Consider the following 14,506-nt stretch of genomic DNA (forward strand, 5'->3'; position numbering starts at 1 on the left):
AACCAAGCTGTTCGCGCAGGGGTGAAATGAGGTTCGCGCGAAGGCGCGAAGACACGAAGAAGGTGGTTCGCGCAGAGGCGCAGAGAGCGCTGAGAAAAAAGCACCGTCTCCCGACGCTCTCTGCTCCCTCCGCCCCTCTGCGCGAACAAAAAACCTTCGGTCTTCACGGCTTCGCGTGAACCAAACACCCTGACAGGGTAGCGGTCCGCCTTCGGCGATCCTAAATCGCACTTAATGTCCGAGCCTCCCGTCGACCGCTTCAACGAAGAGAAATCCACCTTCACCCTGCGCGGTGCCGATGCGCCCGATCTGAAGGCGGGGGTGGCGGCGATCCGCAACGTGCTGGCGACGCTGCCGCTTCGGCCCGGCGTGTACCGGATGCAGGATGCGCGCGGTGACGTCCTGTATATCGGCAAGGCCCGCGCGCTGAAGAACCGCGTCGCCAACTACACCCAGGTCGACCGCCTGCCGAAGCGCCTGCAACGCATGGTCGCGCAGACCCGGTCGATGACGATCGTCACGACCAACAACGAGGCCGAGGCGCTGCTGCTCGAGGCGCAGCTGATCAAGCGCTACCGCCCCGCCTTCAACGTCCTGCTGCGCGACGACAAGAGCTTCCCCTTCATCCTGCTGCGCAACGACCATGACTTTCCGCGCATCCAGAAGCATCGCGGGGCGCGGCGTGCGGTCGGCAATTATTACGGCCCCTTCGCCAGTGCGGGCAGCGTCAACAACACGCTGAACGCGCTGCAAAAGCTGTTCCTGCTCCGCTCCTGCACCGACAGTTTCTTCAAGGGCCGCGACCGGCCGTGTCTACTCTATCAGATCAAGCGCTGCTCCGCGCCATGCGTCGGCCGGATCGACGAGGCCGCCTATGCCGAACTGGTCGCCGATGCAAAGAACTTCCTCGGCGGCAAGTCGACCCAGGTCCAGGCCAAGCTGGGCACCCAGATGCAGGCGGCGGCCGAGGCGATGGACTTCGAATTGGCCGCGATCCTGCGCGACCGGCTGAAGGCGCTGACCTTCATCCAGGGCACGCAGGCGATCAACGCCGAAGGCGTGGGCGACGCCGACATCTTCGCGCTGGCCAATCGCGAGGGGGTGATGGGCATCCAGGCCTTTTTTATCCGCGGCGGCCAGAATTGGGGGCATCGCAGCTTCTTCCCCGCGCACACCACCGATGTGCCCGAGGAGGAGGTGCTGACCAGCTTCCTCAGCCAATTCTACGAAGAGGTGCCGCCCGCCAAGACGATCCTGCTCGACCGCGACCTGCCAGAGGGCGAGTTGTTGACCGAGGCGCTGGGCGAGCGGGCCGGGTATAAGGTCCAACTGACCGTGCCGCAGCGCGGCGACCGCCGCCGCCTGCTCGATCAGGCCAAGCGCAACGCGGTCGAGGCGCTAGACCGGCGGCTGGCCGAGTCGACGACGCAGGCCAAGCTGTTGCGCGAAGTGGCCGACTTCTTCGACCTGTCCGAACCGCCGCAGCGGATCGAGGTGTACGACAACAGCCATATCCAGGGCACCAATGCGCTGGGCGCCATGGTCGTGGCGGGGCCGGAGGGTTTCCAGAAGGGCCAGTATCGCAAGTTCAACATCAAGGGGAACGAGGCGGCGACCAATGACGATTTCGGCATGATGCGCGAAGTCTTCCGCCGTCGCTTCGCCCGCCAGCTGGAGGAGAACCCGGATCGTGACGACGCGACCTGGCCCGACCTGGTGCTCATCGATGGCGGACGCGGCCAGCTCAACGCGGCCAAGGCGGTGCTGGAGGATCTGGGCATCGAGGATGTCTGCCTGGTCGGCGTCGCCAAGGGCCCGCATCACGGCCGCGAGGGGCGCGAGGTCTTCCACATGATGGACGGCAGCGAACGGATGCTGCCGGTCAACGCGCCGCTGCTCTTCTACCTCCAGCGGCTACGCGACGAGGTTCACCGCTTCGTGATCGGCGCCCACCGCGACAAGCGCGCCAAGGCGATGGGCGCCAGCCCGTTGGATGAAGTGCCCGGCATCGGCCCGGCCCGGAAAAAGGCGCTGCTGATGCACTTCGGCACGGGGCGCGCGGTGCGCAATGCGAGTCTGGAGGATTTGCGGAAAGCGCCGGGGGTCAGCCAGGCGGTCGCGCAGCAGGTCTATGACTTTTACCATAGTCGGTGAGGGCGTACCGCCGCCGTCAGTAAAATCTGCGTAATGTGATGGTTCGCGATGTGCCATCGCAGAGTGTCAGCAGATGTTTGGTTCCCGGGGCGGCATGAGCAAAATAATCTTCGACCAGGTCTTTTGAAACGGCCTTATGATTGATGGAGCATATCTCGTCACCCGGTTTCAGCTTGGCGGCGGCCGCTGGCGATCGGCTCATGACATGGGCAACCGATAGTCGTCCGTTCCGGGTATATCCCTGTATGCCGGATGTGCTTCGATAGGCTGGCTTTAACGGCGGCACCCGTGGTTGCAGCAGCATCCGTCCCGCAGTCAGGTCGACCGTCACATTGTAGTTCCGCAGCACGCCCATGCCGATCAAAGCCCGCATCTCTTTCGCTCCCCACCAGTTTGCGTGCTCGACCGTCGCATAGGCATCCAAAACCCTGTATGCCCCGAGCGTAAAATCGGTCAGTCGGCCAAGGGGTTGGACGACCATGCCTCCGGCACCGACCGATGCGATATCTGTCTGCGGTTTGAATCTCGTCCGCTCGGCAACAGCGAGCGAAATGGACACCTCGCTGTCGGAGCCGGTGTCGATCATCGTGGGGGATACGGAATGGCCGTTGATCGAGACGTCGGTGACCAGCCGGGAGTTGTTCGGCCCCACCCGGATCGGAATGCCGTCGGGGATCGGGATCGATCCGCTGCTTAGCAATCGGAAACGATGATGATCCTGATCGACCTGCCATTCGAAGATGCCGAGTATGGGCAGGCCGATCACCACCTCGACATCGGCAAGTCCCGTAGCGTTCAGGCGGCTGAGGTCCACGACGGTAACCGCGCCCGGCTTTGTGGTGCGAATTGCGCCGACATCCAAAGTGACGGAAGGCGTAGTGTAAAATTGCGTGGGTCCACCGACACTGTCGGGTTTTGCCCAAGGTGTCAGGGGTAGGTGATGGGCGTCGGCATAGGCCTTGCTTACAGCAAGTTGATCGAAGCCCGTGTCGATCATCGCCTTGGTAGGGTGGCCGTTCAAGACGACGGGAATGACTATGATATCGCTTTTCTGATCAAACTCTGTCCATCCCGATCCTGTATCAGGTATCCAGAAAACCGGGCGATCGGTGAACGTTGCGGGCAGGGTTGAAGGGGCTTCTTGCGTCGGAAGCGCTGCTACGGAAGCTGTGAGCAATGCTGTCCAAGTCAGTGATATTTTTACGAAGCCCAAAATCATTTCACTGATCTACCCATTTTTGCAGTCTTTCGTGGAGACAGCTTTGAAGAATGGTGACGTGACGCGGGTCATTCGAGCAAGCTGAAAAGCGCCGTGGCCTAAAAATTTTTACCAGTGCTGGTGGCGTTGCTTTGCGGCACATGCGTGGTCTTGCCAAAAGCTGATTTCTGTTTCTTGGACATAGCATCCTACCCCATTCCCCCCTACATCCCTTCCCATGCACCGGGTCGCCCCCGCCATCATCCTGTCGGTCCGCCCGCATGGCGAGCATGGGGCGATCGTGCGGGCTTTGACTCGCGAGGATGGGGTGCAGGCGGGCTATGTCCGGGGCGGTCGGTCGCGGGCGCTACGGCCGGTGCTGCAACCGGGGAACGGGATCGTCGGCGAGTGGCGGGCGCGGACGGTGGAGCAACTTGCCGCGCTGACCATCGAGCCGGGGCATAGCCGCGCGGGGCTGCATGGCGAGCCGCTGGCCGCTGCCGGGATCGAGTGGCTGTGCGCGCTGACCGCCGCCGCGCTGCCCGAGGAGCAGCCTTATCCCGTCCTTTACGACGCGCTCGACGCGGTGCTGACCGCGATCGAGTCGGCGCCCTCGGCACGTGGCTGGGCGGGGGCGTTGGTGCGGTACGAGTTGTTGCTGCTGGGGCAGTTGGGCTTCGGGCTCGATCTGGAGCGGTGCACGGTCACCGGGGGGACGGACGATCTGGCCTTTGTGAGCCCGAAGAGCGGGGCGGCGGTGTCGGTGGGGGCGGCCTTCGGTTATGAGACGAAGCTGTTTCCGCTCCCCAATTTCCTGCGCGAGGGCGGGGTGGCCGACTGGCCGGATATCTTTGCCGCCGGGCGGATCACCGCGCATTTCTTGGCGCGCGATATCCTGGTGGGCCTGCGCAATGATCCGATGCCCGCGCGCACGCGGTTGTTCGATCGGTTCAAAAGGGCGGTTGCGTGAGGACCGTCGGCTAAGGCAAAGGGCGCTCCGAACATAGACAGGACAAGGGGCCAGCCATGGCATTGATCGCGATCCTCGCCGGTGACGGCATCGGCCCGGAAGTGACGGCGGAAGCGCGGCGCGTGCTGGAGGCGCTGGACCTGGGCCTGACCTTCGAGGAAGCCAAAGTCGGCGGAGCGGCCTATGAAGCCGCTGGGCACCCGCTGCCGCCCGAGACGCTGGAAGTGGCTGGCCGCGCCGATGCGCTGTTGTTCGGTGCGGTCGGCGATCCGCGTTTCGACAATCTCGAGCGCGCGCATCGGCCGGAGCAGGCGATCCTGGGCCTGCGCAAGGCGTTCGGCCTGTTCGCGAACCTGCGCCCCGCGCGGCTGTTCGAGGGGCTGGAGGATGCCAGCTCGCTGCGTCCCGACATTGCGCGGCGCATCGACATGGTGATCGTACGCGAGCTGACCGGCGACGTCTATTTCGGCGCCAAGGGGCGCGGCACCACCGAGGCGGGGCTGCGCGAGGGCCATGACCTGATGCGCTATGACGAAGAGGAAGTGGCGCGCATCGCCCGCGTCGGTTTCGAGACCGCGATGCGCCGCCGCCGCCGCCTGTTGTCGGTGGACAAGGCCAATGTGCTGGAAACCTCGCAGCTGTGGCGCGACGTGGTGATCGAGGTGTCGAAGGATTACCCCGACGTCGCGCTCGACCATATGTATGTCGACAATTGCGCGATGCAGCTGGTGCGCGATCCGGGGCAGTTCGACGTGATCCTGACCGGCAATCTCTTCGGCGACATCCTGTCGGACCAGGCGTCGATGTGCGCGGGCTCGATCGGAATGCTGCCTTCCGCCGCGCTGGGGGCGACGGGCAAGGGGCTGTACGAGCCGATCCATGGCTCTGCCCCCGATATCGCCGGGCAGGGCAAGGCCAATCCGTGCGCCGCCATCCTGTCCTCGGCGATGATGCTGCGCCATTCGCTGGGCCTGACCGAGGCGGCCGATCGTATCGACGCGGCGGTGGCGGGGGCGATCCGTGAGGGCGCGCGGACCGGCGATCTGGACGGCAGCCTGTCAACCCGCGCGATGGCCGACGCGATCCTCGAACGCCTCTGACGCTCATGAGCGCGCTCCTCGAACTCGCGGTCGTCATCCCGACCTTCAACGAGCGTGCCAATGTGCCCGTGCTCATCGCCAAGCTCGACCAGGCGCTGGCCGGGCGGCGGTGGGAGGCGATCTTCGTCGACGACAACAGTCCCGACGGGACCGCCGACGCCGCGCGCGAGATCGGGAAAGTCGATTCCCGCGTCCGGGTTATCCAGCGGATCGGGCGGCGTGGCCTGTCCTCGGCTTGTATCGAAGGGATGTGCGCCACCGCCGCGCCGATGGTCGCGGTGATCGACGGCGATCTGCAACATGACGAAACGCTGCTGCCGAAGATGCTCGACCGGTTGCAGACGGAAGGCGATCTCGACATCGTCGTCGGCTCGCGCTTCGTCGATGGCGGCGGGACGGGGGACTGGGACCGCGACCGGGTGGCCAAGTCGGCCTTTGCGACGAAGCTGTCGCAGCGTGTGCTGAACGTGAACCTGTCCGATCCGATGAGCGGCTTCTTCATGGTCCGCACGCAGGTGGCGCGCGACACCGTGCCGCATCTGTCGGGGATCGGGTTCAAGATCCTGCTCGACATCATGAGCGCGTCGCCGCGCCCGTTACGTGCCGCCGAAATGCCCTATGTCTTCCGACTGCGGACCGAGGGCGAGTCGAAGCTCGATCATGTCGTGGCGATGGAATATCTGATCGCACTGTACGACCGCCGCTTCGGCAAGGTGGTGCCGGTGCGCTTCGCCATGTTCTCGGCGATCGGGGTGCTGGGCGTGGGCGTGCACATGGCGGTGCTCAGCCTGTTCTTCGTCCTGCTCGGCGCGACCTTCCTGGCCAGCCAGATCGTCGCGGTGGCGGCGGCGATGACGTTCAACTTCTTCCTGAACAATGCGCTGACCTATCGCGACCGGCGCCTGACCGGGTTCAAGCCGTTGCTCGACGGCTGGGTGTCCTTCTGTCTGGTCTGCGCGGTGGGGGCGATCGCCAATGTCGGCGTGGCGGCCTTCCTGCACGATGCGCGTGCCAATGAGTGGGCGGTATCGGCGCTGATCGGTGTGCTGGTGGGCGCGGTGTGGAATTATGCGCTGTCGTCGCGGTTCGTCTGGGGGCGGTATTAGAATTCGACCTCGCTCAGGGCGAACGGCCATGTGTCCCTGAACCCCGTTCGGCCTGAGCGAAGTCGAAGGCCAGGGGGGAAACCTCACCGCCAGTCGACAAACCACGTCCAGCGCAGGAAGGATCGCGGTCCCGCGAGCGCCCCCGCCGTCAGGATCGGGTAGAAATACACGAACAGACACGTCACCGCGACCAGATAGGCCTCGTCCCAATCGCGCAACCACGTCCGCCAGCGGTCGATCGCCACCGCCAGCGCGACCGACAGCCAGATCGCGGGCAGGAAGTAATAATAATAGAAGCCCAGCGATTTGGGGATGATCGCCCAGACCGCGAAGCCGCCGATCCACAGCGCCGCCGCGACGCCCAGCCGGACCTCGCGCGTCCGCAGCCACCCGAGTGCGCACGCCGCCACCGCGACCAGCCCGCCCCACATCACCGCCGGATTGCCGAGCAGGAAGATGCCCCGCTGCGCGCCCTCGGCCATTTCGTAGAAATACCAGATCGGCCGCCCGATCACCGGCCAGCTCCACCAAGCCGACTGGTAATGATGCGGCGGCAGGACCTGGGTCTGGCGGGCGTACATCTCCAGCTGGAAGGGCAGCAGCCCCGCCAGCGTCATCGGCTCGCGCACGTAGAAGAAGGCCGGTGCAAAGGTCGCCGCATAGGCCAATCCCGCGCCCAGACCGAGAAGCCCCCAGGCCGACCACCAGCGCAGCCCCGGCCAGCGGCTGGGGTCCTGCCGTTTCAACAGGACAAAGCCGATCGCCGCATAGCCCAGATAGGGCACCGCCGCCCATTTCACCCCGACCGCGAGGCCCAGCAGCACCGCGCCCAGCGTCCATCGCCAGCGGCTCCGCACGGCGTTCCCGCGCATCGCCCAGGCCATCGCCGCGACGGCCAGCACGACGAACGCGGCCACGAAGCCGTCGAGCATCGCGATCCGCGCCTGCACCAGCACCATGAAGTTCAACATGGTCAGCAGCGCCCCGATGGCCGCTGCGCGCGTCCGCCGGGTCATCAGCCAGACGATGGCGAAGACGCCGCCGACGATCGCCGTCCCCGCCACCGTGGACAAGGCGCGCCAGCCAACCGCATTGTCGCCGAACATCAACATGCCCGCCGCGATCAAAATCTTGCCGAGCAGCGGATGCTCGATATTGACCGGTCCCTCCAGCGCCAGCAGCGTGCGCGCGGCGGGCACGTAATGAACCTCGTCGAAGACCAGCGTGGGTGGCATGGTCAGCCGCCAGCAGAACAAAGCCTGTGCCGCGATCAGCAATGATAATAACGCCGGAACGGGATGACGAAGCGGAGCGAGCAGGCGACGCATGTCATGGTCATGGCCGACCTGCCCAAGACGGACAAATGCTTTTTTGGTAGGCGATGCCGATACAAAACATCCCTAACCGATCCTTCAGACTTGTTCGTTAGGTCGGCACGTCATGGACGGATTTGATGGCCGATACGCCTTCGACTCCGGACCGCTAGAGACAATGGGCGGATGGCTGCGATGGGTTTGTTCGGCAAGAAGGATGTGAGCCTGGGGGATCGGCTGGCGCTGGCGGTGTTCGAACATTCGCCCGATGCCATGCTCCTCTTGTCGGACAGCAAGTTCATAGCAGGCAATGCCGCCGCCGAGCGGATTTATCATCGCCGCCTGTCCGAGGTGCTGGGCCATAACCCTTTGGATTTTTCCGCTCCTTGCCAGGCGGATGGCCGCCCGACCGAAACGCATATCGGGGAGCGGGTCGCCCAGGCGCTGCGGGACGGCTTTGCCCGATTCGAATGGCTCAACCAAGACCCCAAGGGCACGGTGGAGCGCTTCCTCGTCACCCTGATCCCCGCGCATATCGCGACGCCGCAGGATGTGTTGGTCCTGATCCAGGATATGGGCGAGACGATGGAGATGGTGAACCAGCTCGGCGACGGGCTGTCGCGCATCGCCAATGGCGACCTGACTCATCGCATCGCCAGGCCGTTCCGCGACGATTACGAACCGCTGCGCCTCCATTTCAACGAGGCCGCGCAGATGCTGGGCGGATCGATTCAGTCGATCGACTCGTCCTCGCGTCGGGTGCAGAGCGCCGCGCTGGAAATCGGCCGGGCCGCGGGCGACCTGTCCCGCCGGACCGAGCATCAGGCCGCCTCGCTGGAGGAAACCGCCGCCGCGATGCGCCAGGTGACGACCGCGATCCAGGAAACCGCGCAGTTCGGCAACAAAGCCGCGCAGGTCGCCGCCTCGGCGCAAGAGAATGCGGCGCAGAGCGGCGTCGTCGTGCAGCGCGCGATGGACGCGATGGGCGGGATCGAGCGTACCTCGAACGAAATCTCCGAGATCATCGGTGTGATCGACGGTATCGCGTTCCAGACCAATTTGCTGGCGCTGAATGCGGGCGTCGAGGCGGCGAGGGCAGGCGACGCGGGCAAGGGCTTTGCCGTGGTCGCCAGCGAAGTCCGCGCGCTGGCACAGCGTTCGGCCGATGCCGCCAAGGATGTGAAGAGCCGCATCGGAGCCTCGGACGCGCAGATCCGCTCGGGCGTACAGGAAGTCGATGCCGCCGGATCGACGCTGCAGCGCATTGCCGCACAGGTCAGCGAGATGGCCACCCTGATCGGCGACATCGCCAATGCGTCCCAGCAACAGGCGAGCAGCGCGTCGCAGATCACCATCGCGATCGGCGATCTCGACCAGGTGACGCAACAGAATGCCGCGATGGTCGAGGAAGCCTCCGCCGCCGCCCGCGAAATGGTCAACGAGGCGAGCGCGATGACCGATCAGGTCGGTCGCTTCCGCCTGGGCACCCAGCCCCCCGCTATGGCGCAGCCGATGTGGAAGGCGGCGTGACTTGCAAATCCTCCCCGGTACGGGGAGGTGGCAGCGCGAAGCGCTGACGGAGGGGGCTTCCGCACGGGACGTCCTTTGCGGCAAATCCCCCTCCACCATGCTTTGCATGGTCCCCCTCCCCGTGCCGGGGAGGATAAAGGTCGTTCATTCGTCAGACAATTTGACGAAACCCTGTCCCGCATGGCACCCATGGCTTTGAAGCGGGGGCGGGATGCGATGTGTCCTAAATCCCGTCCGTGTGAACGCGACAGAATGAACGGGAGAGTGATGTGACGCGAGCGGTTCGATCGACCTTGTGCGCAATTCTGGCAGCGACCGCGCTTTCGCCCCTGGCGGCACAAAGCCCGGTCACCAATGACGGCCCGCCCCGGACCTTCGAGGTGAAGGGCAAGGGCTTCCTGCGCAACGGCCAGCCGCATCAGGTGATCTCGGGCGAGATGCACTATACCCGCATCCCGCGCGCCTATTGGCGCGATCGCCTGCGCAAGGCCAAGGCGATGGGGCTGAACACCATCACCACCTATTCCTTCTGGAACGCGCATGAACCGCGTCCGGGCGTCTATGATTTCAGCGGCCAGAACGACATCGTCGCCTTCATCCGCGATGCCCAGGCCGAGGGGCTGGACGTGATCCTGCGCCCCGGACCCTATGTCTGCGCCGAATGGGAGTTGGGCGGCTATCCGTCCTGGCTGCTCAAGGATCGCAGCCTCGTCCTGCGCTCGACCGATCCCAAATATACCGCCGCCGTCGATCGCTGGCTGATGCGGTTGGGTCAGGAGGTGAAGCCGCTGCTGCTCAAGAATGGCGGGCCGATCGTCGCGGTGCAGTTGGAGAACGAATATGGCGCGTTCGGCGACGACCAGGCCTATTTGCGCGGGCTGGAGGCGAGCTACAAGCGGGCCGGGCTGGGTGACGGCATCCTGTTCACCAGCAACCAGGGCGGCGATCTGGCCAAGGGTTCGCTGCCCAACCTGCCCTCGGTCGTCAATTTCGGTTCGGGCGGCGCGCAGAGCTCCGTCGCCAAGCTGGAGGCCTATCGCCCCGACGGCCTGCGCATGGTCGGCGAATATTGGGCGGGCTGGTTCGACAAATGGGGCGAGGAGCACCACGAGACGGACGGCAGGAAAGAGGCCGAGGAAATGGCCTATATGCTCAAGCGCGGCTATTCGATCTCGCTCTACATGGTGCATGGCGGCACCACCTTCGGCTGGATGAACGGGGCGGACTCGCACACCGGCAAGGATTATCATCCCGACACCACCAGCTATGACTATGACGCGCCGATCGATGAGGCGGGCAATCCGCGCTATAAATACGGCCTGATCGCCGCCGCCATCGCGGAGGTGACGGGCAAGCCCGCCGCACCCGCGCCCACGCCCACGGTCGCGACGACCTTCCCGGTATCGGCGGTGCGGCGCAGCGCGTCGCTCTGGGACAATCTGCCCGCACCGGTTCGGGCGGCCCAGCCGAAGACGTTCGAGGAACTCGACCAGAATTTCGGCTATGTCCTCTACCGGGTCGCCGTTCCGGCGGGGCCTGCGCAGACGCTGACCCTCAAGGGCATGCATAGCTATGCGCAGATCTATCTGGACAAGGCAATGGTCGGCACGCTCGACCGGCGGCTGGATCAGGAGACGGTGGAACTGCCTGCGCGCGCCAAGCCCGCGACGCTGGATATCCTGGTCGAGAATACCGGGCGGGTGAACTATTCCCATGCGATCCGTACCGAGCAGGCAGGCCTGACCGGCGCGGTCACGCTGGCGGGGCAGCCGCTCCGCGACTGGCAGATGTTCCGCCTTCCGATGGACAATCTGGCGACCCTGAAGCTGTCCGCCAAGCCGTGCACCGGCCCCTGCTTCTACGAGGCGGAGATGACGGTGGCGAAGCCCGGCGACACCTATCTCGACATGCGGGGCGCGCATAAGGGGCAGTTGTGGCTGAACGACCATAATCTCGGTCGCTTCTGGAGCATCGGGCCAGTCCACACGCTCTATACGCCTGCGCCGTGGCTGAAGGCGGGGGCCAACCGGGTGTTGTTCTTCGACTTGACCGGCGATGCAAGCGATACGCTGACGACGGTGGCCAAGCCGATCTACGGCAAGGTGACCAACCATCGAGAGGCGCAGTAACGACATATCCTCCCCGGCACGGGGAGGGGGACCATGCGAAGCATGGTGGAGGGGGCTTTCCGCTAGGGGTGTCCTGTAAGGAAGCCCCCCTCCGTCAGCGCGATGCGCTGCCACCTCCCCGTGCCGGGGAGGATCAACCTTAACGAACCGCCGCCGCCTGGTTGTCGATGACCGCCTCGCGCTGCTCCGGGCTCATCGCGGCGGCGTTGACGTCGGCGGCCTTGATCGCATCGGCGCGATCCTCGGCATAGTCGCGGGTGTTTTCGGCCCGCTTGTCGAGCATCTTGGCCTGGTTGCGCAGCGCGTCGGCCTGGTCTTCCATACTGTCGGCGCGGTTATCGGCGGCCTTTTCGACATTCTCGGCGAGCTTATCGGTGCCCTTGCTGTTGCATGCCGACAGCGACACGAGGCTGGCGGCCATCAACAGGCCAATGCGGATCTTCATGCTCATTCTCCCTGTTTGGATCGGGGGTACAACCGGAACGGGCGCTTTTCCGTTCCGCTGGCGTAACGCTGACATATCGGGTGCTTGACCGAATATCCTTGAACCCCGCCCGCCGGACCGGCAAATGGACGGGCATGAAGCGCAAGACTGGCCAGGACCGTTCGATCACCTCCAAATGGCGCCCCGCGACGCAGGCCGTGCGCGGCGGCACCGCGCGGTCCGAATATGGCGAAACCTCCGAGGCGCTCTTCCTGACCTCGGGTTATTGCTACGACAAGGCAGGGGACGCGGCGGCACGGTTCGCGGGCGAGCAGGAGGGGATGACCTATTCCCGCCTCCAGAACCCGACCGTCGAGATGCTGGAACAGCGTATCGCCCTGTTGGAAGGCGCGGAGGCGTGCCGGACCATGGCGTCGGGCATGGCGGCAATGACCGCGGTGCTGCTCTGCCAGTTGCAGGCGGGCGACCATCTGGTTGGCGGGCGTGCAGCATTCGGGTCGTGCCGCTGGCTGACCGACACGCTGCTCCCGAAGTTCGGCATCGCCACGACGGTCGTCGACGCGCGCGACCCGCAGGCGTTCCTGGACGCGGTGCGCCCCGAGACCAAGGTCTTCTTCTTCGAGACACCCGCCAACCCGACGATGGACGTGGCCGACCTTCAGGCGATCTGTGATATCGCGCGCGAGCGCGGCATCACCACGGTGGTCGACAATGCCTTCGCCACCCCGGCGCTCCAGCGGCCGATGGATTTCGGCGCGGACGTCACCGCCTATTCCGCCACCAAGATGATGGATGGGCAGGGCCGCGTGCTGGCGGGCGCGGTGTGCGGGACCGAGGACTTCATCACCAACACGCTGCTGCCCTTCACCCGCAACACCGGGCCGACCCTGTCGGCGTTCAACGCCTGGGTGGTGCTGAAGGGGCTGGAGACGCTGGACCTGCGTATCCATCGCCAGTCGGAGTCGGCGCTGAAGGTCGCGACCTTCCTGGAGGGCCGCGTGCCGCGCGTGCTGTGCCCGGCGCTGCCCAGCCATCCGCAGCATGAGCTCGCCATGCGCCAGATGAAGGCGGGCGGCAGCATCTTCGCGCTGGAACTCGATGGCGGTCGCGAACAGGCGCACGGCCTGCTCGATGCGCTGGAACTGATCGACATTTCCAACAATATCGGCGACTCGCGCTCGCTGATGACCCACCCCGCCTCGACCACCCATGCGGGTGTTGCCGAGGAAAAGCGGATCGAGATGGGCATCGGCGAGGGGATGCTGCGCCTGAATGTCGGGCTGGAGGATGCGGACGACCTGATCGACGATCTCGACCAGGCGCTCCGCGTCGTGGGTCTGTGAAGGCGCTCTTTCCCCATGCGCTGACCACCGGGCCGGTGACGGTCCGCGTGTCGGTCAGCTATCTGCCCGAACAGTCCGAGCCGCAGCGCGGGCGCTGGTTCTGGGCCTACCATGTCCGCATCGAGAATGAGGGCGGGCAGGCGGTCCAGCTTCTCACCCGGCGCTGGATCATCACCGACGCGCGGGGGGCGCGCCATTCGGTCGAGGGCGAGGGCGTGGTCGGCGAACAGCCGGTGATCCAGCCCGGTGCATCCTATGACTATGTCTCGGGCTGTCCGCTGGCGACGACCAGCGGCGCGATGCAGGGGAGCTATCGCATGGTCGGCGCGGACGGCGTGACCTTCGACGTGGCCATCCCGCATTTCGCGCTCATCGCCCCGGCGGTGGAGACATGAAGCGGACGCATCTGCCGCTCAACGGCCTGCGCGTGCTGGACGCCGCTGCGCGCCATCTGAGCTTCACCCGCGCCGCCGACGAACTGGCGGTGACCCCGGCGGCGGTCGGGCAGCAGATTCGCGCTCTGGAGGATACGCTGGGCGTCGTCCTGTTCCGCCGCACGACGCGCGGGTTGGAACTGACCCCCGAGGCGGAGGCTGGCTTGGCCCCTCTGCGCGCGGGCTTCCTGCAATTCGAGGATGCGGTGCGTGCCATGCAGGCAGGCCAGTCGTCCAAGTCGCTGACCATCGCCGCGCCGCGTGATGTGACCGAGAAGTGGCTGATGCCGCGCCTCGCCGCCATCGCCGCGAGCGACCCGGACCTGCGCTTCTCTTTGATTGCCTCGGACGAGGGGCTGGACTTCACCGAGGCCAATCTGGATCTTGCCATCCGCTGGGGTGACGGACCCGGCGGGCTGGAGGGCGAGGCGATCGAGTCGGACGGGATGATCGCGATCGGTCCGGAAGACGCGCCACTGATCGCCTGGCCGGGCGCGCCCGAAGAGGGAACGCCGCTGGTCCGCGTGACCGATGCCGGGTTGGCGATCGACGCGGTGGCGGCCGGGCTGGGCCGGGCGATCGTTCCGCAACTGCTCGCCGAACGCGACCTGGCCGAGGGCCGGGTGGTCGCCACCGGCGAGGCAGTGCCCTCGCGCATGGGATATTGGCTGGTCGCCCCGCTGCCGCAATGGCGTCAGCAAAAGGTCAAGGCCCTGGTCGAGGCGCTGGGGGGCTGAATCCTCCCCGGCACGGGGAGAGGGACCATGCGCAGCATGGTGGAGGG

General features: G+C 65.6%; 12 protein-coding genes. 9 read left to right on the plus strand and 3 right to left on the minus strand.

Annotated elements, in window-relative coordinates; all coding sequences use genetic code 11:
- Positions 1-234: 234 nt before the first annotated feature.
- Positions 235-2,154: an excinuclease ABC subunit UvrC gene (gene uvrC, locus NS355_RS00180; protein WP_058743811.1), complete on the plus strand. Its 1,920-nt coding sequence runs from the start codon at positions 235-237 to the stop codon at positions 2,152-2,154.
- 16 nt (positions 2,155-2,170) lie between these two features.
- On the opposite strand, the gene NS355_RS00185 is transcribed toward uvrC, so the two are convergent.
- Positions 2,171-3,373 carry an aspartyl protease family protein gene (locus tag NS355_RS00185; protein WP_084787404.1) on the minus strand — a complete coding sequence of 401 codons (1,203 nt, stop codon included), beginning with the start codon at positions 3,371-3,373 and terminating at the stop codon, positions 2,171-2,173.
- A 217-nt stretch (positions 3,374-3,590) separates the two neighbouring features.
- Here NS355_RS00185 and recO point away from each other — a divergent pair, with 217 nt between their 5' ends.
- The 3 genes from recO to NS355_RS00200 are packed head-to-tail and all read left to right on the plus strand — an operon-like array spanning position 3,591 to position 6,528.
- Positions 3,591-4,322: a DNA repair protein RecO gene (gene recO, locus NS355_RS00190; RefSeq protein ID WP_058743813.1), complete on the plus strand. Its 732-nt coding sequence runs from the start codon at positions 3,591-3,593 to the stop codon at positions 4,320-4,322.
- Between the two features lie 56 nt (positions 4,323-4,378).
- A complete protein-coding gene (gene leuB, locus NS355_RS00195; protein ID WP_058743814.1) occupies positions 4,379-5,422 on the plus strand; it encodes a 3-isopropylmalate dehydrogenase in 1,044 nt (347 codons plus the stop codon).
- A 5-nt stretch (positions 5,423-5,427) separates the two neighbouring features.
- Positions 5,428-6,528: a glycosyltransferase family 2 protein gene (locus NS355_RS00200; protein WP_058743815.1), complete on the plus strand. Its 1,101-nt coding sequence runs from the start codon at positions 5,428-5,430 to the stop codon at positions 6,526-6,528.
- Between the two features lie 83 nt (positions 6,529-6,611).
- Here the strand turns inward: NS355_RS00200 and NS355_RS00205 are convergent, their stop codons facing one another.
- Complete coding sequence (locus NS355_RS00205; protein ID WP_058743816.1) at positions 6,612-7,856, minus strand: phospholipid carrier-dependent glycosyltransferase; 1,245 nt, start codon at positions 7,854-7,856, stop codon at positions 6,612-6,614.
- 171 nt (positions 7,857-8,027) lie between these two features.
- Between NS355_RS00205 and NS355_RS00210 the strand changes: the two genes are divergently transcribed.
- On the plus strand, positions 8,028-9,371 hold the full coding sequence (locus tag NS355_RS00210) for a methyl-accepting chemotaxis protein (RefSeq protein ID WP_058743817.1): 1,344 nt from the start codon (positions 8,028-8,030) through the stop codon (positions 9,369-9,371).
- Positions 9,372-9,640: 269 nt separating this feature from the next.
- Positions 9,641-11,500 (plus strand): glycoside hydrolase family 35 protein, encoded by a 1,860-nt coding sequence (locus NS355_RS00215; protein WP_058743818.1) that lies wholly within the window; start codon positions 9,641-9,643, stop codon positions 11,498-11,500.
- A 139-nt stretch (positions 11,501-11,639) separates the two neighbouring features.
- Here NS355_RS00215 and NS355_RS00220 read toward each other — a convergent pair whose 3' ends face one another.
- The gene (locus NS355_RS00220) at positions 11,640-11,945 is read right to left on the minus strand and encodes a hypothetical protein (protein WP_058743819.1); all 306 of its coding nucleotides are present in this window, start codon (positions 11,943-11,945) and stop codon (positions 11,640-11,642) included.
- Between the two features lie 134 nt (positions 11,946-12,079).
- On the opposite strand from NS355_RS00220, the gene NS355_RS00225 reads away from it, so the two are divergent.
- From NS355_RS00225 to NS355_RS00235, 3 genes are read left to right on the plus strand one after another with little or no spacing between them, the layout of a single operon-like run.
- The gene (locus NS355_RS00225; RefSeq protein ID WP_058743822.1) at positions 12,080-13,288 is read left to right on the plus strand and encodes a trans-sulfuration enzyme family protein; all 1,209 of its coding nucleotides are present in this window, start codon (positions 12,080-12,082) and stop codon (positions 13,286-13,288) included.
- On the plus strand, positions 13,285-13,683 hold the full coding sequence (apaG, locus tag NS355_RS00230) for a Co2+/Mg2+ efflux protein ApaG (protein ID WP_058743820.1): 399 nt from the start codon (positions 13,285-13,287) through the stop codon (positions 13,681-13,683). Before NS355_RS00225 ends, apaG begins: the two co-directional genes overlap by 4 nt.
- Entirely contained in the window at positions 13,680-14,459 is a 780-nt protein-coding gene (locus NS355_RS00235; protein ID WP_058743821.1) for a LysR family transcriptional regulator, read from the plus strand. Before apaG ends, NS355_RS00235 begins: the two co-directional genes overlap by 4 nt.
- Positions 14,460-14,506: the final 47 nt, after the last annotated feature.

This window comes from Sphingomonas yabuuchiae, assembly GCF_001477495.1.
In the GTDB taxonomy this organism is placed as follows: domain Bacteria; phylum Pseudomonadota; class Alphaproteobacteria; order Sphingomonadales; family Sphingomonadaceae; genus Sphingomonas; species Sphingomonas yabuuchiae_A.

Bases quoted from the DNA above. Each gene is read 5' to 3' on its own strand.
- recO (WP_058743813.1), top strand. From the start codon at position 3,591: ATGCACCGGGTCGCCCCCGCCATCATCCTGTCGGTCCGCCCGCATGGC.
- NS355_RS00205 (WP_058743816.1), bottom strand. From the start codon at position 7,856: ATGCGTCGCCTGCTCGCTCCGCTTCGTCATCCCGTTCCGGCGTTATTA.
- NS355_RS00225 (WP_058743822.1), top strand. From the start codon at position 12,080: ATGAAGCGCAAGACTGGCCAGGACCGTTCGATCACCTCCAAATGGCGC.
- NS355_RS00210 (WP_058743817.1), top strand. From the start codon at position 8,028: ATGGCTGCGATGGGTTTGTTCGGCAAGAAGGATGTGAGCCTGGGGGAT.
- NS355_RS00235 (WP_058743821.1), top strand. From the start codon at position 13,680: ATGAAGCGGACGCATCTGCCGCTCAACGGCCTGCGCGTGCTGGACGCC.
- NS355_RS00220 (WP_058743819.1), bottom strand. From the start codon at position 11,945: ATGAAGATCCGCATTGGCCTGTTGATGGCCGCCAGCCTCGTGTCGCTG.
- leuB (WP_058743814.1), top strand. From the start codon at position 4,379: ATGGCATTGATCGCGATCCTCGCCGGTGACGGCATCGGCCCGGAAGTG.
- NS355_RS00185 (WP_084787404.1), bottom strand. From the start codon at position 3,373: ATGATTTTGGGCTTCGTAAAAATATCACTGACTTGGACAGCATTGCTC.
- uvrC (WP_058743811.1), top strand. From the start codon at position 235: ATGTCCGAGCCTCCCGTCGACCGCTTCAACGAAGAGAAATCCACCTTC.
- NS355_RS00200 (WP_058743815.1), top strand. From the start codon at position 5,428: ATGAGCGCGCTCCTCGAACTCGCGGTCGTCATCCCGACCTTCAACGAG.